The sequence below is a fragment of the Mycobacterium appelbergii genome (assembly GCF_032883035.1).
In the GTDB taxonomy this organism is placed as follows: Bacteria; Actinomycetota; Actinomycetes; order Mycobacteriales; family Mycobacteriaceae; genus Mycobacterium; species Mycobacterium appelbergii.
In genome coordinates this window covers 36019-62071 of record NZ_JAMQTH010000003.1, presented here as the reverse complement: position 1 = coordinate 62071, position 26053 = coordinate 36019, and the positions used below count along the sequence as shown (strand labels likewise).

Annotated in this window: 14 protein-coding genes; 10 read left to right on the top strand and 4 right to left on the bottom strand. The window is 65.4% G+C overall.

From position 1 onward, the window contains the following. Positions 1-53 precede the first annotated feature (53 nt). Entirely contained in the window at positions 54-797 is a 744-nt protein-coding gene (locus M1247_RS07565) for a TVP38/TMEM64 family protein (RefSeq protein WP_317155681.1), read from the bottom strand. A 138-nt stretch (positions 798-935) separates the two neighbouring features. On the opposite strand from M1247_RS07565, the gene mutA reads away from it, so the two are divergent. From mutA to M1247_RS07525, 8 genes are all read left to right on the top strand, one after another. Beyond that, on the top strand, positions 936-2813 hold the full coding sequence (gene mutA, locus M1247_RS07560; RefSeq protein ID WP_317155680.1) for a methylmalonyl-CoA mutase small subunit: 1878 nt from the start codon (positions 936-938) through the stop codon (positions 2811-2813). A 1-nt stretch (position 2814) separates the two neighbouring features. Continuing rightward, positions 2815-5070 carry a methylmalonyl-CoA mutase gene (scpA, locus tag M1247_RS07555; RefSeq protein WP_317155679.1) on the top strand — a complete coding sequence of 752 codons (2256 nt, stop codon included), beginning with the start codon at positions 2815-2817 and terminating at the stop codon, positions 5068-5070. Continuing rightward, positions 5070-6071, top strand: coding sequence for a methylmalonyl Co-A mutase-associated GTPase MeaB (gene meaB / locus M1247_RS07550; protein ID WP_458695193.1), 1002 nt, complete (start codon positions 5070-5072; stop codon positions 6069-6071). The genes scpA and meaB overlap by 1 nt, the downstream gene beginning before the upstream one ends. 23 nt (positions 6072-6094) lie before the next feature. After that, positions 6095-6448, top strand: a complete 354-nt coding sequence (locus M1247_RS07545; protein ID WP_317155678.1) for a DUF4333 domain-containing protein — start codon at positions 6095-6097, stop codon at positions 6446-6448. A gap of 69 nt (positions 6449-6517) precedes the next feature. Continuing rightward, positions 6518-7786: an esterase/beta-lactamase LipL gene (lipL, locus tag M1247_RS07540; protein WP_317155677.1), complete on the top strand. Its 1269-nt coding sequence runs from the start codon at positions 6518-6520 to the stop codon at positions 7784-7786. Positions 7787-8717: 931 nt separating this feature from the next. Further along, positions 8718-14990: a sulfolipid-1 biosynthesis phthioceranic/hydroxyphthioceranic acid synthase gene (gene pks2, locus M1247_RS07535; RefSeq protein ID WP_317155676.1), complete on the top strand. Its 6273-nt coding sequence runs from the start codon at positions 8718-8720 to the stop codon at positions 14988-14990. Between the two features lie 61 nt (positions 14991-15051). Beyond that, positions 15052-16494 carry a condensation domain-containing protein gene (locus M1247_RS07530; protein ID WP_317155675.1) on the top strand — a complete coding sequence of 481 codons (1443 nt, stop codon included), beginning with the start codon at positions 15052-15054 and terminating at the stop codon, positions 16492-16494. A gap of 137 nt (positions 16495-16631) precedes the next feature. Further along, positions 16632-19595 carry an MMPL/RND family transporter gene (locus tag M1247_RS07525; protein WP_317156151.1) on the top strand — a complete coding sequence of 988 codons (2964 nt, stop codon included), beginning with the start codon at positions 16632-16634 and terminating at the stop codon, positions 19593-19595. Positions 19596-19609: 14 nt separating this feature from the next. Here M1247_RS07525 and M1247_RS07520 read toward each other — a convergent pair whose 3' ends face one another. Further along, on the bottom strand, positions 19610-20674 hold the full coding sequence (locus tag M1247_RS07520; RefSeq protein ID WP_410506831.1) for a PE-PPE domain-containing protein: 1065 nt from the start codon (positions 20672-20674) through the stop codon (positions 19610-19612). A gap of 138 nt (positions 20675-20812) precedes the next feature. Then, positions 20813-21526 (bottom strand): GAP family protein, encoded by a 714-nt coding sequence (locus M1247_RS07515; protein WP_317155674.1) that lies wholly within the window; start codon positions 21524-21526, stop codon positions 20813-20815. Between the two features lie 316 nt (positions 21527-21842). On the opposite strand from M1247_RS07515, the gene stf0 reads away from it, so the two are divergent. Then, on the top strand, positions 21843-22646 hold the full coding sequence (stf0, locus tag M1247_RS07510) for a trehalose 2-sulfotransferase (RefSeq protein WP_317155673.1): 804 nt from the start codon (positions 21843-21845) through the stop codon (positions 22644-22646). Positions 22647-22829: 183 nt separating this feature from the next. After that, positions 22830-24248, top strand: coding sequence for a condensation domain-containing protein (locus M1247_RS07505; RefSeq protein WP_317155672.1), 1419 nt, complete (start codon positions 22830-22832; stop codon positions 24246-24248). A 31-nt stretch (positions 24249-24279) separates the two neighbouring features. Here M1247_RS07505 and M1247_RS07500 read toward each other — a convergent pair whose 3' ends face one another. After that, complete coding sequence (locus tag M1247_RS07500) at positions 24280-26010, bottom strand: AMP-binding protein (protein ID WP_317155671.1); 1731 nt, start codon at positions 26008-26010, stop codon at positions 24280-24282. Positions 26011-26053: the final 43 nt, after the last annotated feature.

Genomic DNA, 26053 nt, shown 5'->3' with positions numbered 1-26053 from the left:
ACAGATGTTTACATCTCGCAACCCTGAAGGTCCGGGTGCTGCCGAATGGGGGCTCAGCTGGTGATTACGGGTTCTTCGGTGGTGTCGTCGGCCCGGTTCGCGCGCTCGTCGCGGCGATGGCTGCGCACCTCGAAGATCAGGCCTGCGATCCCGAGGGCCGCCGTGCACAACGACACCACGAACAGCAGCGGGCTGATGTTGCCGGTCAACGCATCGCCGAGGATGACCACCGCGGCGGTCCCCGGCAGCAGGCCCGCGGCCGTGGCCAGGGTGTAGGGCACCACCCGGACGGCGGTCGCACCGGCGGCATAGTTGAGTACCGAGAACGGAACGGCCGGGATCATCCGTGTTGACAGGATCACCGGCCAGCCGCGTTGGCGTAGCCGGGTGTCGAGCGAATCGACGCGGGGATGACGCACCAGACGGTTGAGCTGCCAGCCGGCCGCACGGATCAGCAGCAGCGCGATCACCGCACTGATGGTGCTGGCCACCACTGCGATCGTCACGCCAAGCGCCGGTCCGAACAGCAGGCCCGCCGCCAGGGTGAACGCGGTGCGGGGGAACGGGAAGACGGTCACCACGGTGTGAGCTGCCAGGAATGCCAGGGGAAACCACGGGCCCACCGAAGTGGCCCAATCGCGCAACTGCATCGCCGACGGCAGCGGGATCAGTAACGCAACTGCGAGGAGAATCACAATCCCGGTCAGGATGGCCACGATCCGGCGCGCAGGGAGCTGCGATGCCGTTGCGATTACCGCAGCGCGCACCGTACGCAGCGTGCTGACGACGGGTTTCACGCTTAGCAAGACTACGGGCAGTCGGTTAACAGCTTCTTTCCGTCAGTACGCAAGTCGGCCGCCCGGCGACCGACGCCGTGATGGCGATCATTTAGCCTGAGGGTCGAGTGGGTAGGTCACACGCTGCGATAACAGGAGATGCCGGTGTCCTTACAGGGGTCCAGTGCGGTCGAATCAGACCGTCAGCAATGGCGCAGGGCTGTCGCCGGGGTTCTGGCCAAGAGCAGTCGACGCGATCCGGCGGAGCTGCCGGACGAACCGGAGCGACTGCTCGATTCCGCCACCTACGAGGGTTTCGCGATCCGGCCGCTGTACACCAGCTTGGATGCACAGCCGGAGCCGCCACTGCCCGGCCGGTGGCCGTACGTACGTGGCGGCGACGCCCTGCGCGACGTCAAGTCCGGATGGAAAGTGGTCGAGGGGTTCCCGGTCGTCCCCGGCTCGCGCGCCGATACCGTCAACGGTGCCGTACTGGTGGCGCTGACCGAGGGGGTCAGCGCGCTCACGCTCCGCGTCGGAGGTGACGGGGGAGTCGCGCCGGCGGATCTGGACCGCGTGTTCGACGGCGTGTTCCTGGATCTGGTGCCGGTGATCATCGAGAACACCGGCGACTCATCCGATTTCGGTGCCACTGCCGATGCGGTGCTGGCACTGCTGGCAGACCTCGACGCCGATCAGCGCTCGCGGTTGTCCGTCGACCTCGGTGCGGATCCGTTGACCGCCCCGCTGTCAGGCGGGTCGGCGCCCGAAGACGCGGATCTGGTCGCCACTGCGAAAAAGCTGACCGGCTATGCCGGCGGCGTGCGGACCATCACCGTCGACGGCCTGGCCTTCCACAACCTGGGTGCCGGCGCGGCCTGGGAGCTTGCGGCGTCGACCGCGGCGGGCGTTGCCTACCTGCGCACCCTCGTGGGCGGCGGCCTGTCGGTTCCGGATGCGTTGCGGCAGATCAGTTTCCGGTACGCCGCAGATGATGAGCAGTTCATCACGATCGCGAAGCTGCGCGCAGCACGTCAACTGTGGGCGCGGGTGGCCGAGGTGGCCGGTGGACCGAGCGCTCGTGATGCCGGCGGTGCCACCGTGCACGCAGTGACCTCGCTGCCGATGATGACGCAGCGTGACCCCTGGGTGAACATGCTGCGCACCACCCTGGCCGCGTTCTCCGCGGGCGTCGGCGGCGCCGACACCGTGCAGGTGCTGCCGTTCGATGTGGCGATTCCGGGCGGATTGGAGGGCACGTCAGCGAGTTTCGCGCGGCGGATCGCCCGTAACACCCAACTGTTGCTGTTGGAGGAGTCCCACATCGGGGAGGTGTTGGACCCGGCAGGCGGATCGTGGTTCGCCGAGGATCTCACCGCGCAATTGGCACAGCAGGCCTGGTCGCATTTTCAGGAGATCGAGTCGCGCGGGGGTTTCCTGGCGGCCCGTGACCATGTCACCGCTCAGATCGCCGAGGTCGCCCAACGCCGTGCCGACGACATTGCGCACCGCCGCACGGCCGTCACCGGTGTCAACGAGTACCCGAATCTTGCCGAGAAGCCTCTGCCGCCCAATGGTGCCGATCGCCCGGTCGCCCGGTACGCCACCGGCTTCGAAGAGCTCCGCGATCGTTCGGATGCCTTCCTGGCCAGCACCGGAGCCCGCCCGCGGGTGCTGCTGCTGCCGCTGGGTCCGCTGGCCGAGCACAACATCCGCACCACCTTCGCGGCCAACCTGCTGGCCTCAGGCGGTATCGAGGCGGTCAACCCCGGACCGGTCGGTGCTGCCGATGTCGCCGAAGCGGTATCCGAGGCCGGCTCACCGGCCGTCGCGGTGCTGTGCGGCACCGATGCCCGCTACGGCACCGACAGCTCGAACGTGATCGCAGCGGCACGTGCCGCGGGTATCGGCGAGGTTCTGCTGGCCGGACCCGAAAAGGCTGTGGCAGATGTAGATTCGAAACCAGATGGTTACCTGACCGCCAAAATCAATGCAGTGGAAGCCCTGTCGAACCTGCTTACCGGACTGGGAGCCTGATATGACCGCAACAGCAGGAATTGAGATCACGAGTTTCGCGGACGTGCCGCTGAAACCAGACAGCGCGGTAGCGCCCCCGACGGCGGCCCAGGTCGAGGAACACGTCTCCGCCGCGGCCGCGGCCCACGGTTACACCCCCGACCAACTGGACTGGGCCACACCGGAGGGCATCGACGTCAAGCCGGTCTACATCGGCGCCGACCGCGACACCGCCCTCGACGAGGGATATCCGCTGGACAGCTTTCCCGGTGCGCCACCGTTCGTCCGCGGGCCGTATCCCACGATGTATGTCAACCAGCCGTGGACCATCCGCCAGTACGCCGGATTCTCCACCGCCGCGGAATCCAACGCGTTCTACCGACGTAACCTCGCCGCAGGCCAGAAGGGCCTGTCCGTGGCGTTCGACCTCGCCACCCACCGCGGCTACGACTCGGACCATCCGCGGGTGGCAGGCGATGTCGGCATGGCCGGGGTGGCCATCGATTCGATTCTGGACATGCGGCAACTGTTCGACGGGATCGACCTGTCGACGGTGTCGGTGTCGATGACGATGAATGGTGCGGTGCTGCCCATCCTGGCCCTCTACGTGGTGGCGGCCGAGGAGCAGGGGGTGCCGCCGGAGAAGCTCGCGGGCACCATCCAGAACGACATCCTCAAAGAGTTCATGGTCCGCAACACCTACATCTATCCGCCCAAGCCGTCGATGCGGGTGATCTCCGACATCTTCGGCTACACGAGTACCAAGATGCCGAAGTTCAACTCCATCTCGATCTCCGGCTACCACATCCAAGAGGCCGGTGCCACAGCAGATTTGGAGCTCGCCTACACGTTGGCCGATGGTGTCGAGTACATCAGGGCGGGCCTGGCCGCGGGTCTGGACATCGACAAGTTCGCGCCTCGGCTGTCCTTCTTCTGGGGGATCGGCATGAACTTCTTCATGGAGGTGGCCAAGCTGCGCGCGGGTCGGCTGCTGTGGAGTGAGCTCGTCGCGCAGTTCGAGCCCGAGAACGAGAAGTCGCTGTCACTGCGTACCCACTCCCAGACCTCGGGTTGGTCGCTGACGGCACAGGATCCGTTCAACAACGTGGCCCGCACCTGCATCGAGGCGATGGCCGCGACTCAGGGGCACACCCAGTCGTTGCACACCAACGCGCTCGACGAGGCGCTCGCGCTGCCGACGGACTTCTCGGCCCGGATCGCGCGCAACACCCAGTTGTTGCTGCAGCAGGAGTCGGGCACGACCCGCCCGATCGACCCGTGGGGCGGTTCGTACTACGTCGAATGGCTCACCCATCAACTCGCGCAGCGGGCTCGCGCTCACATCGCCGAGGTCGCCGAGCACGGCGGGATGGCGCAGGCCATCAGCGACGGCATCCCCAAGTTGCGCATCGAGGAGGCGGCCGCACGGACCCAGGCGCGTATCGACTCCGGGGCGCAGACGGTGATCGGCGTCAACCGGTATCAGGTCGCCGAGGACCAGGAGATCGAGGTCCTCAAGGTCGAGAACAGCCGGGTGCGTGCCGAGCAGCTCGCCAAACTCGAGCAACTGCGGGCCGATCGCGACGAAGCCGCCACGCAGGACGCGCTCGCCGAGTTGAGCCGCGCTGCCGAGGCGACCGGCCCCGCAGGAGAGGATGGGCTCGGCAACAATCTGCTGGCCCTGGCCATCAACGCGGCACGGGCCAAGGCCACCGTCGGGGAGATCTCCGATGCGTTGGAGAAGGTCTACGGGCGCCACCAGGCTGAGATCCGTACCATCTCGGGGGTCTACCGCGACGAAGTGGGAAAGGGCAGCAATATCGCAAGTGCGACGGAGCTTGTGAGCAAGTTCGCCGAGGCGGACGGCCGTCGGCCCCGCATCCTGGTGGCCAAGATGGGTCAGGACGGGCACGACCGCGGGCAGAAGGTGATCGCCACCGCGTTCGCCGACATCGGCTTCGACGTGGACGTGGGCTCGTTGTTCTCCACCCCGGAAGAGGTGGCGCGGCAGGCCGCCGACAACGATGTGCACGTTGTCGGGGTGTCCTCCCTGGCTGCCGGGCACCTGACCCTGGTGCCCGCCCTGCGCGATGCGCTGGCGGCGGTGGGCCGCCCCGACATCACGATCGTGGTCGGCGGCGTCATCCCACCCGGCGATTTCGATGAGCTCTATGCGGCCGGGGCGACGGCGATCTTCCCGCCCGGCACGGTGATCGCCGACGCCGCGATCGGTCTGCTGCACACGTTGGCGCAGCGGCTCGGATACCAGCTGAGCTAGTGGCCGCCACCGTCGGAGAAATCGCGTCGGCCATCCGCGCAGGCGATCGTGCCGCCCTGGCGCGGGCCATCACGATGGTGGAGTCGACCCGGGCCGACCATCGGGATCAGGCGCAGGCGCTGCTGCTGGAGCTGATGCCCGGTGCAGGCAGGTCGCCGGAGGCCGGAGGCCGACCACAGGCGATGCACGTCGGTATCACCGGGGTCCCGGGAGTTGGCAAGTCGACCACGATCGAAGCGCTCGGGATGCACCTCATCGAGGCGGGACACCGCGTCGCGGTGCTCGCGGTCGACCCGTCCTCGACCCGAACCGGAGGGTCGATCCTCGGCGACAAGACGCGGATGTCCCGCCTGGCGGTGCACCCGGATGCCTACATCCGGCCGTCGCCGACCTCAGGCACTCTCGGCGGGGTGGCCAAGGCCACGCGCGAGACGATCGTGCTACTCGAAGCCGCGGGTTACGACATCATCCTGGTCGAGACGGTCGGGGTGGGACAGTCCGAGGTCGCGGTGTCCAACATGGTGGATACCTTCGTATTCCTCACACTGGCACGCACCGGAGACCAGCTGCAGGGCATCAAGAAGGGCGTCCTGGAGCTTGCCGACATCGTGGTCGTCAACAAGGCCGACGGCGAGCACGCGACGGAGGCCAAGAAGGCTGCACGGGAGCTGGCAGGTGCGATCCGGCTGATCTATCCGCGTGAAACTCTCTGGCGTCCACCGGTTCTCACAATGAGCGCGCTGGAGGGAAGCGGCCTGGCCGAGCTGTGGCAGACAGTGCTCAAGCATCGGGAAGTGCTGACCGAGGCGGGGGAGTTCGAGGCCAGACGACGTGCCCAGCAGGTGGAGTGGACCTGGTCGATGGTGCGCGACACCGTCCTGGACCGGTTACTGTCGCACCCCGAGGTCCGCAGGGTCCGCGACGAGGTCGAGCGCCGCGTCCGCGACGGGGAACTCACCCCTGCCTTGGCCGCGCAACAGATTCTGGACGCGGCCAACTGATAACCGAAAGGCAACGGTTTCTCATGGCGGAGGTGAAGTCGAAGGTGCACCGTCTCGCTGCCTGTGCAGTGGTCGCCGGCGCAGTGCTGACCGGCTGTGGCAGCCAGGCGGACGTTGGTAGCCAGCCCACCGTTGCCAAGGCAAAGTTGCAAACCCTGGCTAAGCAGAAGCTGGAAGCCGCGGCGGGCAAGAAGGCCAAGTCGGTGGACTGCAAGGACGGTATTGCCGGCAAAGTCGGCACCACACAGCGGTGCGTACTTACAGCCAAGGACGGCAGCAAGATCGGGGTTACCGCGACGGTCAGGGCGGTGGAGGGTTCCGGTACAGACGCCAGGGTCAATGTCGACTTCAAGGTGGACGAGAAGCCGCTCGGGTGAGCTCCGGCCGGAGCTAACAGATAGATAACGCAGGGATAATTTGCCGGGGTTCCAGGTAAATTCAAATCTGTGACAGTCGTACCCGGACGGAACCGCAGCGCGGCGCTTCCGCATGGTGTCCAAGGCGCCGCCGGCGCCGGCTTCGCCTGCACCCTGCGCGGATTCTCTCAGCTCTTTCCGGGGCGCCGGTTCGGCGGTGGCGCCATGGCGATCTACCTCGATGGGGAGCCGGTTGTCGACGTGTGGACCGGTTACCGCGACCGGGCCGGAACCGAGTACTGGACGGCAGATACCGCTGCAATGGTGTTCTCGGCGACCAAGGGAATGGCGTCCACGGTCATTCACCGGCTGGTCGACCGCGGCCTGATCGACTACGACACCCCGGTCTGTGCGTACTGGCCCGAGTTCGGGGCCAACGGCAAGGCCGGCATCACGGTTCGCCAGATGATGGCGCACGAGGCCGGCTTGTCGCAGCTCAACGGCGTCGGAAAAGCCGACCTCATGGACCACCGGTCGATGGAGGCCCGCGTCGCGGCCGCCCCGGTGAGTTCGCTGCTGTTCGGTAAACCTGCCTACCACGCTTTGACCTACGGCTGGCTGCTGTCGGGTCTGGCCCGCGCCGTGACCGGCCAGGACATGCGCAAGTTGTTCCGCACGGAGTTGGCGGAGCCGCTGGGCACGGACGGCATTCATCTGGGTCGGCCGCCGGCAGATGCCGCGACCCGGCCCGCGCAGATTCTGGCACCGCAGCGCACCTGGCCCAACCAGCTGTTCGACTTCGTCGCGCCGAAGGTGGCGGCGTGGGAGTTCTCCGGTGCGTTCGGCTCGATGTACTTCCCCGGGGCGATGTCCCTGGTGCAGGGCGACACCCCGTTCCTGGACGCCGAGGCGCCCGCCGTCAACGGGGTGGCAACCGCCCGGGGATTGGCCCGGATGTACGGGGCGATCGCCAACAAGGGAGTGCTGGGCGGTGCCGAGTTCTTGCGTCCTGAGACCGCCGCAGGCCTGACAGGTCGGCCGCAGCTCCGCCCTGACCGAAACCTGGTAGTGCCGTTGGCGTTCCATCTCGGATACCACTCCGTGCCGTTCGGGGTGATGGCAGGCTTCGGCCACGTCGGGCTGGGCGGTTCGGTCGGCTGGGCGGACCCGGCCAGTGGTCTGGCCATCGGATTCGTCCACAACCGTCTACTGACCCCCATGGTGCTCGACATGGCCGCGTTCGTCGGACTCCACGCCCTGATCCGCCGCGATATCGCCCGCGCCCGCCGCCGTGGCTTCGAGTCGGTCCCTGATCTGGGCGCACCCCCGTACGGGCTCCCCAGCCCTGCTGTCGGATAGCAAATAGCGCACCATCGGCCACTTTCAGCAACTTTTCGAAGCGCGCTGGATGCCATCCGGCGATGGGACAATGTGATCTGCGTCACGTTGGCCGGCCGGCGTGGGCTGGATTGCTGAAACCAAATCGGACGGGCGTCTCGTTAATCGTGTTCAATTTGCCGTTGGCGTCAATTCTGAACCTGGCGACTGGATCCGCAGCGTGGTCTGCGAACGGACCGGTCGGCATGGGTGGCAGGCGCACCCGGAACCGGCAATGCTGCACCGGGTAGCGAACCGCGCGGAAGGTGTCGGATGTCTACAGGTCATGTCACTGGGACTCCGTGCGTCGAATTAGCTGTAGGGACGCATCGGATTGATTCGTCGGCTTAATGAAATGACGGTTCAGTTGAATGTCGTTGCGATTTTCCCGACGTACCACGACGTTTGCGCACCATTGGCCAGCTAACTATCTATCGAATGACTATGAAGATGCTGCGGACAGGGCCGGAAATGGTGGCCGAAGCTGGGCAACAATTGCGCGCCCACAGCGGGTATTGTCGCGAAGCGGGCGGGATGCTGATCGTGGGTGCAGCTGGACGAAGGTCCACGCATCGATATCGAGAGGCTTTATAATGTTGTCTGACAAGCCTTTTCGCCGTAGTGAAGACGGTAGGCGGCAAGCTTTGCGCGGCTGGGGTTTTGATTCGGGCGCCGCGCTGCATCACGGAAATGAACGCTGTGGTAAGCGGTCGGGCGCTTTTCTGCGATCGAATGTTTCCAACATCGTCGTTGGTCGAAGCACTACGCTACCGACGCGAGTTAGCAACGACTCCGATCGGACGCGGGGATCCGGTAGCGTGCATCGACGTTGACCCAGTGCCTATTCATCGTCGCGCTTTTGTTTATTGATCGATGCTTTGCCCATCGACCAGATTGAGAGAGGTGAGCCGACTTGGCCGATCCTTCAGCCACCCCGATTGCCGTGATCGGCATGGCCTGCCGGCTTCCCGGCGGGATCACCTCACCGGAGCAGCTGTGGGACGCGCTCCTACGGGGTGATGACCTGGTCACCGAAGTCCCGCGGGACAGGTGGGACGCCGAGCAGTACTACGACCCGGAACCCGGCGTGGCTGGTCGTTCGGTATCGAAGTGGGGCGCCTTCCTCGACGATGTCGGCGGCTTCGATGCCGAGTTCTTCGGGATCGCCGAGCGCGAGGCCCTCGCCATCGATCCCCAGCACCGACTCCTACTGGAGACCGCCTGGGAGGCCGTCGAGCGTGCCGGTTTCGCTCCCACGTCGTTGGCCGGTTCCAAAACTGGCGTGTTCGCCGGTGTGACGCACAACGACTACGCGTACCTCGCAGCCGATACCGGATCGCTGGAGGGTCCGTACGGCTTCACGGGCACGAGCTTTTCCCTGGCCTCGGGGCGGATCGCGTATGCGCTGGGGGCCCACGGGCCCGCGGTGACCGTCGACACCGCATGTTCGTCTGGATTGACCGCGGTGCATCTGGCCTGCAACAGCCTGCTCGTCGGGGAGAGTGACCTGGCCCTGGCAGGCGGAGTCTCGGTGTTGCTGGAGCCACGTAAAGCGGCTTCCGGTTCGGCGGCGGGCATGTTGTCGCCGACCGGGCGGTGCCGCGCGTTCGACATAGGCGCCGACGGGTTCGTCTCTTCCGAGGGCTCCGTCGTCGTGGTGCTCAAACGGTTGTCGGATGCCCAGCGCGACGGCGACCGGGTCCTGGGCGTGATCCGCGGCACCGCGAGCAATCAGGACGGTCGCACGGTCAACATCGCGACCCCGTCGCGGGACGCGCAGGAGCGTGTCTACCGGGCAGCCCTGGAGATCGCCGACATCGATGCGGCGACCGTCGGCATGGTGGAGGCCCACGGCACCGGAACACCTGTCGGTGATCCACTCGAATATGCCGGTGTCGCAGCGGTATACGGGACAGCCGGACCGTGTGCCCTGACCTCGATCAAATCGAACTTCGGACACTTGCAGTCCGCTGCAGGCACTTTGGGTTTGATCAAGGCGGTGCTGGCGGTCCAACACGGCATCGTGCCGCAGAATCTGCACTTCACCGCGCTGCCCGACGAAATGGCCGCGATCAAGACCGACCTGTTCATCCCGCAGGCAGCCACGCAATGGCCGGCCACCGACGGCCGGCCGCGCCGCGCGGCGGTATCGTCCTACGGTCTGTCCGGTACCAACGTGCACGCCATCGTCGAACAGGCTCCGGAACAGTCCCCGGCAGAGACTGCTCACACTGCGCCGGAGACCGTCGAACCGATGGTCTTCCCACTGTCGGCAAGTTCCGCCGACGAGCTGCAGCGCACCGCGCGACTGCTGGCGGACTGGGCAAAAGCCGAGGGCGTCGGTCGCGAAAACGGCCCTGCGCTGGCCGATCTGGGCTACACGTTGTCCCGCCGCCGTGGACATCGCGCGGTGCGTGCCGTCGTCAACGCCGCCGGGGCGGCCGACCTGATGGCCGCACTGAACGAGATTGCGGACGGAAACTCCGTGTCTGCGCCGGCGGTCGGGCAGGATGACCGTGGACCGGTGTGGGTCTTCTCCGGGCAGGGCTCCCAGTGGGCGGGCATGGGGGGCGAACTGCTCGCGAAGGAACCCGTCTTCGCGGCTACCGTCGCGCAACTCGAACCGCTCATCGAGGGCGAATCCGGATTCTCGGTCACCGAAGCGATGTCGGCCGCGGACATGGTCAAGGGCATCGATCGCATCCAGCCCACGATCTTCGCCATGCAGGTCGCCCTCGCCATGACCATGAGGGCCTACGGCGTCGTGCCGGGCGCCGTCATCGGACACTCCATGGGCGAGGTGGCGGCCGCGGTCGTATCCGGTGCCTTGTCGATGGAAGACGGCGTTCGCGTCATCTGCCGCCGCTCGAAGCTGATGCTGACGCTGGCCGGCGGCGGCGCCATGGCGTCAGTCGAATTGCCTGCGGCGCAGGTCCTTTCCGAACTTGCGGCACGCGGAATCGCTGATGTGAGCCTCGCGGTGGTCGCATCACCGCAGTCGACGGTCCTCGGCGGCGATGCGGAGTCGATCCGTAAGCTCGTCGCCGCCTGGGCGGAACGCGACGTGATGGCGCGCGAGATCGCCGTCGATGTGGCGTCGCACTCTGCTCAGGTCGATCCCATACTCGACGAGTTGGCCGAGCAGTTGGAGGAGCTCAGCCCGGGCGCGCCCACGGTGCCGTATTACTCGGCGACGTCCTACGACCCGCGCGACGTCAGCGAACTGGATGGCTGGTACTGGGCCGACAACCTGCGCCACACCGTGCGATTCGCGGCCGCAGTCCAGGCCGCACTCGAGGACGGACATCGCGTATTCGCCGAGCTGTCACCGCATCCCGTTCTCAACCACGCGGTCGACCAGACCGCCCGCAGCCTCGATACTCCACTGACGGTGCTCGCCGCGATGCGGCGTGAACAGGATCTCCCGTTCGGGATGCGCGGATTGCTCTCGGACCTGCACTGCGCGGGCGCGGCGATCGATTTCTCGGTCCTGTACCCGACCGGTCGGGTGACCGATGCGCCGCTTCCCACGTGGACCCATCGCACGCTGTTGCTGGATCGCGGCAACCTGGAGAAGGGCCGTGGATCCGCCAGCGTGGTGGTGCATCCGCTGTTGGGCTCGCACGTCGTGCTGCCCGAAGAGCCCGAACGCCATGTGTGGCAGGGCGAGGTCGGTACCGACGCTCAGCCGTGGCTCGGTGACCACCAGGTGCACAACATCGCGGTCCTGCCTGGCGCCGCATACTGCGAGATGGCCTTGGCGGCCGCGCACACGGTGCTCGGCGACGCCGGTGAAGTCCACGACATCACCTTCGAGGAAATGCTGCTGCTGGACGAGGAGACGCCGGTGTCCGCCGCCGCGACCGTGATCTCCGAAGGCGTGGTCGAGCTTGCCGTGCAGACCTACCGCGCCGGTGAGCTCACCAAACGCGCGACCGCGAGCCTGCATGCGGGCACTGCTGGTGAAGCGCCGGTCCGCGATGTCGAGAGCCTGCGGGCCGCTCACCCCAATTCCGTTGAGGGTGAGGATCTTCGGTCCGCTTTCGCGGCAGCCGGTGTCCACCACGGTGCGGCGTTCGCGGGGCTCTCGGTGGCTCACGTGAGCGGCAGCGGAACCGTTTTCGCCGAGGTCGCGCTGCCAGGTCCGCTGCGTTCTCAACAGGGCGGCTACGGTGCGCACCCGGCGGTACTGGACGCGTGCTTCCAGGCGGTGGTGGCTGATGCAGGCGTGCAGGCGGTGGCCAACGGCGGCTTGTTGTTGCCGCTCGGAGCACGTCGGCTGCGGCTGCACAACACAACCCGGCACGCGGCGTTCTGCCTCATTCGGGTGACGAGCGTCGACCCCTCCGGCGTGGAGGCCGATCTCGAGGTTCTCGACGAGTTCGGCACGGTCCTGGTCGAGGTCGACGGCCTGCTTCTCGGTACAGGAATGTCAGAGGGGGGACGCGCTTCTCAGGTGCTCAACGAACGGTTGCTGGCGATCGACTGGCTCCAGCGGGATCTGAAACATCCCGAACCTGCCGAGGCGGGTGCGTGGTTGCTGATCGACCGAGGTGACGGAGATCCGTTGAGCGCCGATATTGCTGCGGCGCTGAAAACAAATGGCGCCGAGTGCACCGTGGCGTCGTGGACCGCTGCCGGGCGGCAGGAGACCGTAAGCCGGCTCACCGCACTGCTGGAGCAGCCTCTGGCCGGTGTGGTGATCCTGGCGGGCCCGGCCTCGGTGGCGGTCGACGGGCAGGCATGCCGTCGCGGCCGGCAGTCGGTGCACGATCTCGTGCACATCGCGCAGTCGCTGGTCAATGCCCACGATGAGCTGCCTCGACTGGTCGTACTGACCCGCAATGCACAGCACGTGACCGATGGCGACCTCGTCAACATGGACCAGGCACCCCTGCGCGGACTGGTGCGCGTCATTGCGATGGAGTACCCGCACAGTCGGGTCACCCAGGTCGACATCGACGCCGAGACCGATGCCGACCTGGTCGCCAAGCAGGTGCTCAGTGATTCTGCAGAGGACGAAACCGCCTGGCGGAACGGGAAGTCGTATGTCGCGCGGCTGTGCCCGGCGCCGCTGCAGGCCGACGAGCGCCTGAACAAGGTGATCGACAACGACCGGGCGGGTATGCGGTTGCATGTCCGCAACCCGGGTGACCTCGAGTCGCTCGAGTTGGTGTCGTTCGATCGGGAAGAGCCCGGCCCTGACCAGATCGAAGTGGCGGTCAGCACGTCCAGCATCAACTTCGCCGACGTTCTCGTCGCATTCGGGCAGTGTCCGAGCTTCGAAGGGCGCCTGCCGGAGCTGGGCACCGATTTCGCGGGCGTGGTGACGGCGGTCGGCCCTGGCGTGACCAGGCACAAAGTCGGCGACCGCGTCGGCGGTGTGTCCGGAAACGGCTGTTGGGGCACGTTTGTCACCTGCGATGCCGATCTGGCCGTCACCCTTCCCGACGCCTTGACAGAGGCTCAGGCAGCGGCGGTGGCCACGGCAGCGGCCACCGCGTGGTACGGCCTGCACGATCTGGCGCGCATCACCGCGGCCGACAAGGTGCTGATTCATTCGGGCACCGGTGGCGTCGGGCAGGCCGCGATCGCGATCGCGAAGGCGGCCGGCGCCGAGATCTATGCCACCGCCGGCAGCGATCAGCGTCGGCAGTTGCTGCGCGACTGGGGAATCGAGCATGTCTACGACTCGCGGTCGGTCTCGTTCGCTGAAGAGATCCGTCGTGACACCGACGGATACGGCGTCGACATCGTGCTCAATTCCGTGGTCGGTCCATTGCAGCGCGCGGGCATCGAACTGCTGGCCTTCAACGGCCGGTTTGTCGAGATCGGAAAGCGGGATATCTACGGCGACACCAGGGTCGGTCTGTTCCCGTTCCGGCGCAATCTGACCTTCTACGGGGTCGATCTGGCGTTGATGTCGGTGACGCATCCCGCCATCATGTCGGCGCTGCTGGAGAAGGTTTTCCAGTTGACCGCGGACGGCCACCTGCCGATGCCGCGCAGTACCCACTATCCGCTCGCCGATGCCGCCACCGCGATCCGCGCGATGGGCGGTGCACAGCACACCGGCAAGCTGCTGCTCGACGTTCCCCGCGCCGGGCAGAGCGACGTCGTCGTTCTGCCTCAGGAGGTTCCGGTGTTCCGGGCCGACGGTGCCTATATCCTCACGGGCGGTCTCGGTGGTCTGGGGCTGTTCCTCGCCGAGAAGATGGCGGCGGCAGGCTGCGGTCGAATCGTTCTCAACTCGCGCAGCGAGCCGGGCACCGATGCGCTCGAGATCATCGAGTTGATTCGCGCCTCCGGCGGCGACATCGTGGTTGCATCCGGGGATATCGCCGAGGACGGCACGGCGGAACGCCTCGTCCAGGCTGCAACGGCCACCGGGCTACCGCTGCGCGGTGTCGTTCATGCGGCCGCGGTGGTCGAAGACGCCACCCTGACCAACATCACCGACGACATCATCGAACGGGACTGGGCACCCAAGGTGTACGGCGCGTGGAATCTGCACACGGCCACCGCTTCCCAACCGCTCGACTGGTTCTGCATGTTCTCCTCGGCGGCGCCGCTTGTCGGTTCGCCCGGGCAGGGTGCCTATGCCGCGGCCAACAGCTGGGTGGACGCGTTCACCTACTGGCGCAGGTCGCAGGGTCTGCCCGCCACGACGATCGCCTGGGGCGCGTGGGCCGAGATCGGCCGTGGTGTCGTGATGGCCGCGGGAGACAATTCGATCGCGCCCGACGAGGGGGCCTATGCCTTCGAGACATTGCTGCGCTACCGGCGTGGGTACACCGGATACGCGCCGATCATGGGAGCTCCGTGGCTGGTGGCGTTCGCTGAACGGACACCGTTCGCCGAGATGTTCAAGTCGTCGGCGAAGGCCGGTCCGCAGGGGTCCAAACTGCGTGCGGAGCTCAACGCCATGCCGGCGGAGGAATGGCCGACTCACCTTCGGCGGGTGATCTCCGAGCAGGTGAGTCTGTTGCTCCGTCGCGGGGTGGATCCCGACCGTCCGCTGCCGGAATACGGTTTGGACTCGCTGGGCAACCTCGAACTGCGTACCCGCATCGAGGCGCAGACCGGTGTCCGCATCAACTCGATGGATATCACCACCATCAGGGGATTGGCCGATCACCTGTGTGAGAAGCTGACTGACCACGAATCCGCCATGGCGGCATCATGATCCACGCCGCCAGAGAATCCAGGGCGGTCCTTCGGCCGGGACCGACCCTCAGGAGAAGAACGTGCTGTTAGGTCCAGTAGAGATTGCATCGATCGAAGAGTGGGCGCCCGCACCGGGATCCCTGGTCACCTGGCAGCCGTCTGACGCAGCACTGGCCAAGGCGGGGGAGGCGCCGGAGAGTGCCGTGCCTGCCAGCTACATCCAGGCCCGGCACCTGCGGAGTTTCGTCCAGCAGGCCGGCCGGGGTGTCGACCACTCGCGACTGTTCATCGCGGCCTGCGATATGCCGGGCCGTTGCGATATCCGGGCGATGACGTATGTGATCAATGCTCATCTGCGCAGGCACAGTACGTATCGGAGCTGGTTCGACTACCAGGATGCGGACACCATCGTGCGGCACACCATGACCGATGCCGCCGAGATCGAATTCGCGCCACGGCGCCACGGTTCGGCAGACGCCGATGAGCTGCGCCGCCAGGTCGTGGCCACCCCGGACTCGTTGCAGTGGGACTGCTTTCGGTTCGGCGTCATCCAACGTGAGGGCAGCTTCACGTTCTGGTCGAGCATCGACCACCTCCACGTCGACGGACAGTTCGTCGGTGTGGGCCTGCTGGAGTTCCAGGCGATGTACTCGACACTGGTGTCCGGCGCCCCGCCGCTGCAACTGCCAGAGCCGGGCAGTTACGACCAGTACTGCGTGCGGCAGCGTGAGTTCGCCTCGTCACTGACCATCGATACACCAGAAGTGCAGACTTGGTTGTCCTTTGCCGAGCACAACAACGGCACATTCCCGGTGTTCCCACTGCCGCTCGATGACGGATCTGATTCGGTCGGCGGTGATCTCATCTCGGTCAAGCTGATGGATGAACAGCAGACCGAGCGGTTCGAAGACATCTGTGTGGCTGCCGGATCACGGTTCATCGGCGGCCTGTTCGCGTTGGTGGCTCACGCCCTGTACGAACTGACCGGGCTCGAGACCTACCACGGACTGACACCGATCGACACCCGAACCCCGGAGGAATTGACGACCCAGGGTTGGTTCACCGGCCTGATACCCGTCGTCGTGCCCGCGGCAGGCGCTTCGTTCACCGACAGCATCCGCGCAGCACAACATGACTTCGACTCGGGCAGATCGGCCGCACTCGTGCCGTTCGAGCGCGTCGCAGAGCTGGCACCGGGACTCGTTCCGCCGCAGCCGCTCTTCCCGATGCTGAACTTCTTCGACGCGAGTTCGGGTCCGATGGCCCCGCTGCTCACCAATCTCCAGGACGGCGTCAAGATTGCCACGCTCAGCGATGGTCGGGTGACATACCCACTGAGCACACTCGTCGGGCGGTTCGCCGAGACGTTCGCGACTGTCGTGTTCCCCAAGAATCCGGTGGCCCGACAATCCGTCGGACGGTACGTGAGCGCGCTCAGACAAGTCTGTGACCGCGTCACCGGCGATCCAGAGTGGATGTTGTCCAGTAATCGACGTGATCCCGCCCTGCAATCCGTCCGCTGACGGGGCGACTGTGTGAAACGGCGCGTCGGCGAACTATTTTGAGAGTCAGCACGGTTACCAGGCGGTTTCGATATCCGCGGCGATCGGACACGGTCGGCGCCGACAGCAATGTCTTCGCCCGGCTCGGCGACGTCATCGTGCGCTTTCCATGGGTGGTGATCGCGCTGTGGCTCGCGATGGCAGTCTGCCTGCCCGCCGTATTTCCGACGTTGAAGGAGATGGCCGAAAGACGGCCGGTGGCAATCCTTCCCGATGACGCGCCGGCAATGGTCGCCAGCAAGCAGATGCTGACCGCCTTCCAACAGGCGGGTACTGACAGCTTCGTTGTGGTGGTGCTGAGCAACGAGGACGGTTTGAACCCCTCCGACGAGGCGATGTACCGGAACCTGGTGGAGGCACTGCACCGCGACACCGGTGACGTGGCCAAACTGCAGGACTTCTTGAGCGCACCACCGCTGCGCGAGGTGATGACGAGCAAGGACAACAAGGCCTGGTTGCTGCCGATCACCTTGCCCGGCACTCTGGGAACACCCCAGTCCAAGGAGGCGTATGCGCGGGTCGCCGAGGTGGTCGACCGCGAGGTCGTCAACACCACGCTGACACCGCACATGACCGGGCCCGCGGCGACGGTGGCCGATCTGAATGTGGTGGGGGCGCGCGATCTCAAGGTGATCGAATTCGCGATCACCGTCTTGGTGCTGTTCATCCTGCTGATGATCTATCGCAACCCGGTGACCATGGTGGTGCCACTGGTGTCGATCGGCGTCGCGGTGGTGGTGGCACAGGCCGTGGTGGCAGGCGCCGCCTTGTTGGGTCTGGGTATCGCCAACCAGACGATCGTGTTCATGAGTGGCATGATGGTCGGCGCCGGAACCGATTACGCCGTCTTCCTGATCAGTCGCTACCACGACTATCTACGCCTCGGCGATGTATCCGACGAAGCGGTCCGGAAGGCCCTGACATCGATCGGCAAGGTGATCGCGGCATCCGCGGCGACTGTCGCGGTGACGTTCCTCGGCATGTCCTTCACCAAGCTCGGGTTGTTCTCATCGGTCGGGCCCGCCCTGGCGATCGCGATCACGGTGGCGTTCCTGGGCGCGGTCACGCTGCTTCCCGCGGTCCTGGTGATCGTCGGCCGCCGCGGTTGGATTGCGCCGCGACGCGACCTCACCAGCCGTTTCTGGCGCCGTTCCGGAATCCGGATCGTGCGCAGGCCTGCGATCCACCTGGTGGCGAGCCTGGTCATCCTGGCCATACTGTCGGGGTTTGTCCTGGTGACGAAGTACAACTACGATGACCGTAAGGCATTGCCCGCCAACGCAACCAGCTCGCAAGGATATGCGGCCCTCGAACAGCACTTTCCGCTGAACTCGATCATTCCGCAGTACCTGGTCATCAGTTCCACCAAAGATCTTCGCGAACCCCAGGCGCTCGCCGACCTCGAACAGATGGCCCAGCGGGTCAGCCAGTTACCGAGCATGGGTCCTGTCCGGGGCATCACCCGTCCGACGGGGGCGCCGCTGGAGCAGGCGAAAGTGTCCTATCAAGCCGGCGAGGTGGGCAAGCAGCTCGGCACAGGATCGCAGCAGATCGTCGAGCGGACCAGCGATCTCAACAGACTCAACGCCGGCGCAGACGCACTGGCCGACAATCTCAGCACTGTCCGCGGTCAGGTCAGTCAGGCGATCAACAGGGCGCAGGGGCTTCTCAACACGCTCTCGGCCGTCCAGAACACGGTGGGCGGTAGCAAGACGCTCGAGGATATCGACAACGCGACCAAGTTCGTCGCGAGTATGCGGGAGCTCGGTGAGTCGGTCGGGTTGAACGTGACAAACCTGTCCAGGAATCTCGACTGGATGTTACCGGTGCTCAACGCGTTGAACCAGAGTCCCGTATGCAATGCCGACCCCGGTTGTGTGACTGCGCGCGACCAATTGGTGCGATTGTCGGTGGCGCGCACCGACGGAACCTTCGATCGGCTGGCTGAGCTGGGCCGGCAGCTGCAGTCCACACAGGCCGCCCAGTCGTTGGCATCGACGACGGCGGGGTTGCGCCGGGCGATCGACACGACATCCAGCGCGATGCGTTCGCTTGGGCTCAACACGACCGGACTCCAGTCTCGACTCGACAGCGTGCAAGACGGCGCCGACAAGTTGGCCGACGCCGGCAGACAGGTTGCCGACGGCGTCGGGCAGTTGGTGGACGAGACGCTGAAGATGGGTGGCGGACTGGCGGAGGCCTCGGCCTTCCTGATGTCGCTCAAGCAGGATGCCGCGACGCCGGCCATGGCCGGCTTCTACGTCCCGCCATCGTCTTTCGGTATCGAAGATTTCAAGAAAGCCGCGAAGCTGTTCATCTCACCCGACGGGCATTCGGTGCGCTACCTCCTGCAGACCGATTTGAATCCGTTCAGCGTCGAGGCGATGGATCAGGTGAACGACATCATGGACACCGCCCGCGATGCCCAACCGAATACCGAACTTGCGGATGCCTCGGTGTCGGTGGTCGGGTTCCCTGTCGTACTTCGAGACACCCGCGACTATTACAACCACGACATCCGCTTCATCGTGGTGGTGACCATCCTGGTGGTGTTGCTGATCCTGGTGACGCTGCTGCGGGCGATCATCGCACCGATCTATCTGATCATGTCGGTCGTGATTTCCTACCTGGCGGCCCTGGGAATCGGCGCGCTCTTCTTCCAGTTCCTATTGGGGCAGGAATTACATTGGAGCGTACCGGGTTTGACGTTCATCATTCTGGTGGCCGTCGGAGCCGACTACAACATGCTGTTGATATCGCGGATCCGGGAAGAATCTGGACCAGGTATCCGACTCGGCGTGATCAGAACGGTAGGGGCCACCGGCGGGGTGATCACCGCGGCCGGGCTGATCTTCGCGGCCACCATGTTCGGTCTTGTGTTCAGCAGTATCAGCACCATGGTGCAATCGGGCTTCGTGGTCGGCGTGGGGCTGCTGATCGACACATTTCTGGTACGGACGATCACGGTTCCCGCCGCAGCGACGCTGGTGGGTGATGCCAACTGGTGGCCATCACGACAGGAGGTCGCCACATCGGGCCACGACAGCGTGGCCAAGACCTGATCCGCGGTCCCGCGTTACCGCTTCTTCTTGCCCTTCGGCAGTAGCGGGATCCCGTTCTTCGGTAGCTGAATCCCCTTTTTGGGCAGCAGACGACGGACCTGGCCGGCGATGTTGACGGCGTTGGCTGCGGTGGAAACGGCGTTCAGCGGAGCGGAGATCGGAATCGCGTTGAAACCGTTGATGTCCGGCAGTCGCAGTCCCGGCTGGACGGGAGGGGGCGGCGGACCGTAGGCACGGTTGACCATCGGCGTCAGATACCGGTTGAGGGCGCCGGCCATCTCGGGCGACATTCCACCCTCGCTCAAGTATTCGACCAGCGGAAGTTGCTCTGCCGGAATGAAATATGTGGTGGTGGTCGCGCCTCTGCTGTTGGTGCTCACCGTGACGTTCTGCGGCGCGATACCGGCAGGGTCGGAGAACGCGGTCGCGGTATGGCCCGAGCCGCCGGCCACGATCGCATTCGCCAGTGCCAGGAGGTTTCCCGGTCGATCCAACGGATCGCTGAAGATGTCGTACTGCGCCACGACATCGACCGTGTCGTATTGACTGTCGACCTGCGCCGGGACGGTGTAACCGAGGACGGGGACGGTGGTACCTGGCCGGAACCATTTGGTGAACAGGTGATCAGGGTTTCCGGCCTTGACGAAGGTCAGCTCGTCCGGCGGCGGAGCGGTGGGGTCGTTGGCGAGGCGCGCCTGCTCGGCGTTGAGAGCCAGCACGCCTTGCGACAACCCGCTCGCAGTGACATTGCCGTCGGTGCTTCGGATTCGGGCGTCGAGATTGTTGGTGCCCTGGTCGACCGACTGCCCGAGAGTCAAGGAGTTCTCACCGGTGATCGGCCACAGGCTGCCCGGGTATGGAACCACTTCGCGGGTCGCGGCGGCGCTGTCGTAATAGTTGGCGCCGATGGCTGTTCGCGTCGCCGGGTCGAAGTGGTACAGCGCCCGCAACGCCGGATACGGCGACGGTGCTGTTCCCGGGACGATGAATGCGGTCTCGGCAGAGGCCACCCCACTGCCGAACGCGGTCACCGAGCCAACCATGCCGGCGGCGACGGCGGCGACGAACAGTTTGTTCACGCATCCTCCTGGCTGCGGGCAGGTGCATCGCCCGGAATTCTCACCCGTGATCGTAACCCGTGCGGGCGCCAGGATCGAGCCTTCGTCGACATCGTCCGCCCGAGTAGCGCAGCTGCGCGCCGGATCTGACAACGCCTGTCACATCTGCACAATCCCTATCGCCAGCATCAGAAATCCTCCCGCGGCGACGATCAGAGCCATATCGCGCCGCGGTCGCTTCTGCAGCCATTCGTGGAGGGAGGACAGCAGAGCCTGGGTTCTCTGGGGCGCGGCGAGGTATCCGACCAATGGAATCTCGACCAGGGTGAAGGCAACGACGTTGAACAGCAGCAGTGCCTGGGCCTGGGCGATGGGGGCTTCACCAGATGCCAGGATCACGGCCATCGCGCCCATGAAATTGGCTGAGGGCAAAGCTGTTCCGAGACCGCTGGCCCACGCGATCCACAGCGAGTCTCCCTGCAGGATGCGACGAGTTCGGATCGAGATGGTGTCGCGGGGCGGCGTCGAATTCGCCTCGCACGCCATCGCGGCCGGCTCTGCGGCGGCAGGCACCCGTCGCCGCAGAAGCTTGTGTACCGACGGAGCCGAAGCCATTGCGGCCGCGATGAGCAGGGCGATCACGCCAACGGTGATCTGCACCGAGGGAACGGTGAAACGCCCTGACGCCAGCGGTGTTGAGCGCAGGATGAACAACACTATGAGGCCTACACCCATGCCCATGGTGAAACCACCGCACAGGAATGCCAGGAGTTGCAGCAGTGGCCGCGGCCGATTGAGCATCAGCACAGCGAGTCCGATCCGAATCGGCTCAAAGATCACCGCGATGGCCATGACCAGCACCGTGACCCACATGAGCAAGCACGGTACCCTCGTCCCTCCGCGACGCTGCCGGAGTGCCTTCGAGAATTCCGATTCGGTGTCCGCGACGTGTCGGCCGCGCGGATAGTGATGGCGGAACATCTGCTCTCGGGGGTAGAGAACACCGCGGCGGCTGGCCTAGGTTACTGTCTTGCGGTTCGTCCCTCGCGCTTGCGGGGGAGGCGCGCACGGTGCCGATGCGGACGGAGGAGACGAGTGTTCGGCGAAGACCTGTGCATATCGCGCATTGATGTCGGCGACGACGATCGTGGAACGATGGACGTCACCCACCCGGTTGTAGTGGTTCGTTGTGGCGGATAGCCCTACGGCATATCTGGTTCTGGCCTCCCAACGCAGCGGCAGCACCCTGCTCGTCGAGTCGCTGCGCTCCACCGGGCTTGCCGGTGAACCTGCGGAGTTCTTTCAGTATCAGCCGTGGACCAGTCGGGCCCCACAACCACGCGAATGGTTCGCCGGCGTCGAAGACGACTCGATCCTGCGTCTGCTCGACCCGTTCGATCCGGGGACGCCAGACCTTGCCCCGGCCCAGATCTGGCGTGATTACGTCCGGACGGTGGGTAGAACACCAAACGGTGTCTGGGGCGGCAAGCTGATGTGGAATCAGACCGCGTTGCTTCTCAACCGCGCCAAGGATCTTCCGGATCGGTCCGGCGACGGCTTGCGGGCGGCGATTCGCGATGTGATCGGCGAGGAACCGGTTTACGTGCATGTGCATCGGCCCGATGTGGTGTCGCAGGCCGTGTCTTTCTGGCGTGCGGTGCAGACGCAGGTGTGGCGTGGCAAGCCAGAGCCCATCCGCGACGCACACGCGCAGTATCACGCCGGGGCGATCGCTCACCTGGTGCGCATGTTGCGGGCGCAGGAGGAAGGTTGGCGCAGCTGGTTCGTCGAGGAGGACATCACCCCCATCGAGGTCGCGTATCCCGTGCTATGCAGCGATTTCACGGGCGTGACCGGTGCCATCATGTCGGCTCTGCAGCTGGATCCACAGCTGGCGCCGGGACCGGCGTTGGAAGCCCAGGCCGATGGCCGCTCCGATGAGTGGGCCAACCTCTACCGTGTCGATGCCGCGAACCAGGGTCTGCCCACCTGACCCTGCGGCGAAACGGTATTGGCAGCATGCCCGCCTTCGGCCTGAGACCCAGTCGGTACGTTCCGAACTCCGGTGGTCCTCTGGTTAGGTGTGACACAGTGAGTGCCTCACGTCCCGGGGGACGGCCGCGGATTCAGCAAGCTGGTGCGCCGCTCGAACGGACGAGTGTTCGAAGGAGGATGTGTGTTTGGGATAGCGACCATTGGCGAGTGGGAACCGGCCACGGGTGCCGTGGTGTGCTGGCACGCCAAACCGGCGTCCTGCGCCAAGGCGAAACAGGCGCCGGTCAGTGTCGTCCCACCCAGCTATCAGCAGACCCAGCACCTGCGCAGATTCGCTGACCATGCCGCGCGTGGCCAAGACATGTCCCGGCTGATGATCTTCACCTGGGAAGTGCCCGGCAAGTGCGACATTCGGGCGATGACGTACGTCCTCAACTCCCACCTGCGCCGCCACGACACCTACCGCAGTTGGTTCGACTTCGAGGATCCCGAGCGCATCGTCCGGCGCACCATCGCCGATCCCGCGGACATCGCGGTGGCACCGCAGCGGCACGGTGAACTGAGCGCGGCCGAACTGCGTGAACACATTCTCGCGACACCGGATCCGCGGCACTGGGACGGCTTCCGCTTCGGGGTGATCCAGCGTGAGGACCACTTCGCCTTCTACGCCAGCATCGCGCACCTGTACATCGATCCGATGATCATGGGCGTCCTGTTCGGCGAGATCTACCTGATGTACGGCGCGCTGGTGCAGGGCGCCGCGCCCGTGCAACTGCCGCAGGCGGGCAGCTACGAGGAATACTGCGTGCAGCAACGCGAATACACGGCAGCGCTGACGGCGGAGTCGCCGGAGATTCAGGCGTGGCTCGACTTCGCGGCGAACAATGACGGGACCCTGCCGGCATTTCCGTTGTCACTCGGCGACCTGTCGGTGCCATGTGACGGTGACACGTTGACCGCCACATTGCTCGACGCGCACCAGACCGAGCGGTTCGAATCCGCATGTGTTGCGGGCGGCGCCCGCTTCAGTGGCGGCGTGTTCGCGTGTGCAGCACTGGCCAAACGGGAACTCACCGGCTCGGACTCCTTCTCTGTGATCACCCCCACCGACACCCGCCGGACTCCGACGGAACTGGTCACCACCGGCTGGTTCACAGGCCTTGTCCCGGTCAGCGTTCCGGTCCCGTCGACGTCGTTCAGTGACGCGGCCCGGGCCGCGCAGGATTCGTTCGATTCGGATACCCGGCTCGCGAAGGTGCCGTTCGACAAGGTCATCCAGTTGGCACCACCCGATCTGGGTGTCAAGAGCCCGCGTCCAGGCAATTTCGTGATGTCGTTCCTGGATGCCAGCATCGCACCACTGTCCACCGTCGCCAGCTCTGATCTGAACTTCCAGATCTACAACGAAGGCCGTGCGTCACACCAGGTTTCGATGTGGGTGACGCGACTGCAGAATGAAACCGTGGTGACCGCGTTGTTCCCAGGGAACACGGAGGCCCGAGAATCAGTCGGCAAGTACATCGAGGCCATGCGCTCGGTGTATGTCCGCGTCGCCGATGGCAGGCAGGGCGCTGCCCACACGCAGAACGTCGCCGTCTAGCTGAATTCTCCGGGAACGCGCCCCGCTCGTCTCAGGCGTCCAGCCGTGCGAACTGATCCTGGCGGTACTGCTCGACGCACGACGCGCGTCGCACCTTGCCGCTGGTGGTGATCGGGATGGACCCGGGCGGGACCATCACCAGGTCGGTGACTTTGAGGCCGTGCGACTTCGAAATCGCCGAAGTCACTTCACGTTTGACGGAATCGAGTCGTTCCAGCACTTCCACATCGGAGTCTCCGCGCTTCTTGTGTTCGATGATGACGACCAGGTGTTCTGTCCGGTCATCCGGCACGGAGATGGCCGCCACCCGGCCACGGCTGATCTCCTGTACCGTCGCCTCGATGTCATCGGGAGAATGATTGCGGCCGTACACGATCAACAGATCCTTGATGCGACCCATGATGTAGAGCTCGCCGTCGGCGACGAAACCCAGGTCGCCGGTGCGCAACCACGGACCTTCCGGTGTTCCCTCAGAGGGGTTTTCGATGGTGGCCCGGAACAGGCGGTCACTGTCGTCGGGTTTCTGCCAATAGCCGAGTGCCACATTGTTGCCGTGCACCCAGATCTCACCCGTGGCACCATCCGGTCGTTCGGTTCGGGTGTCCGGGTCGACGACCCGGACCACCGGGGACGTGGGTGTGCCGTAAGCGACAAGCGGACTGCCACTTGAGTTTCCGGTGGCAACAGCCTGGCCTGCGGACAATTTGTCCGGATCGAAATTGACGATGTGTGGTGGTTCGTTCTGTTTGCGCGTCGCCACGTACACCACAGCCTCGGCGAGACCGTATGACGGCCGGATGGCCGCGGCGGGGAATTTCAGGGAGGCAAAGCGTTCGGTGAAGCGATGTACGGTCGCCGCGTGGACCCGTTCCGCGCCGCTCAGCAGATACATCACGTTGCCGAGATCCAGACCGGCCATGTCCTCGTCCGAGGTGCGTCCGAGCGCCAACTCGAATGCGAAATTCGGTCCGGCAGAGACGGTTCGGGGATGAGACGCGAGTAGCTGCATCCAGCGGGCCGGCCGCTGCAGGAAGGCGACCGGGCTGGTCAGAACCGTGCGAATGCCACCGAGGATAGGCACACAGATGCCGAGCATCAGGCCCATGTCGTGATAGAAGGGCAACCAGGATACGAACGTAGTGTCCGGCGGGGCGACGTTGCCGTGTTCGGCGAAGAATCCGGCCATCATCTGCTCGAAGTTCGTCGACAGGTTGCCGTGGGAGATCTCCACTCCGGCGGGGCGGCGTGTCGAGCCGGACGTGTACTGCAGGTAGGCGGTCTCGGGGCGCCGTACCCGGGCGGGGCGCGCCCCTTTCTGATCGAGGTCGAGTTTGTCCACCTCGATCACGACGGACTGATTGCCGTTTGCGTTGGCATACTCGCTAACTGCTGCCGATACCGAGGAAGTGGTCAGGACGACCGTCGGGACAGTGTCTTCGATCACCGACGTGGTGCGCTCGTCGTGGGCCCCGCCGTGTGGCACCGAGAGCGGCACCGCGATGATGCCTGCCTCCAGCGAGGCCAGGAAAGCGATGAGGTAGTCGAGGCTCTGGGGCGCCAGGATCACCGCGCGGTCCCCGACGGTGGCCTTGGCGCCGAGAACCTGGGCCAGGTTCAGAGTCCTTCGGTACAGCTGGGCCCAGGTGACCGTCTCTTCGACGCCGTTCCAGTCCTGCTCGTAGTCGAGGAAGGTAAAGGCGACGTCGTTGGGTTGCAGACTCGCCCGCTCACGCAACACGGCTGGGATGGATGACTGACTCATTGGCGCCCTCTCGAAAAGCTGCTGCCCGGAAACTCCAGTAGCC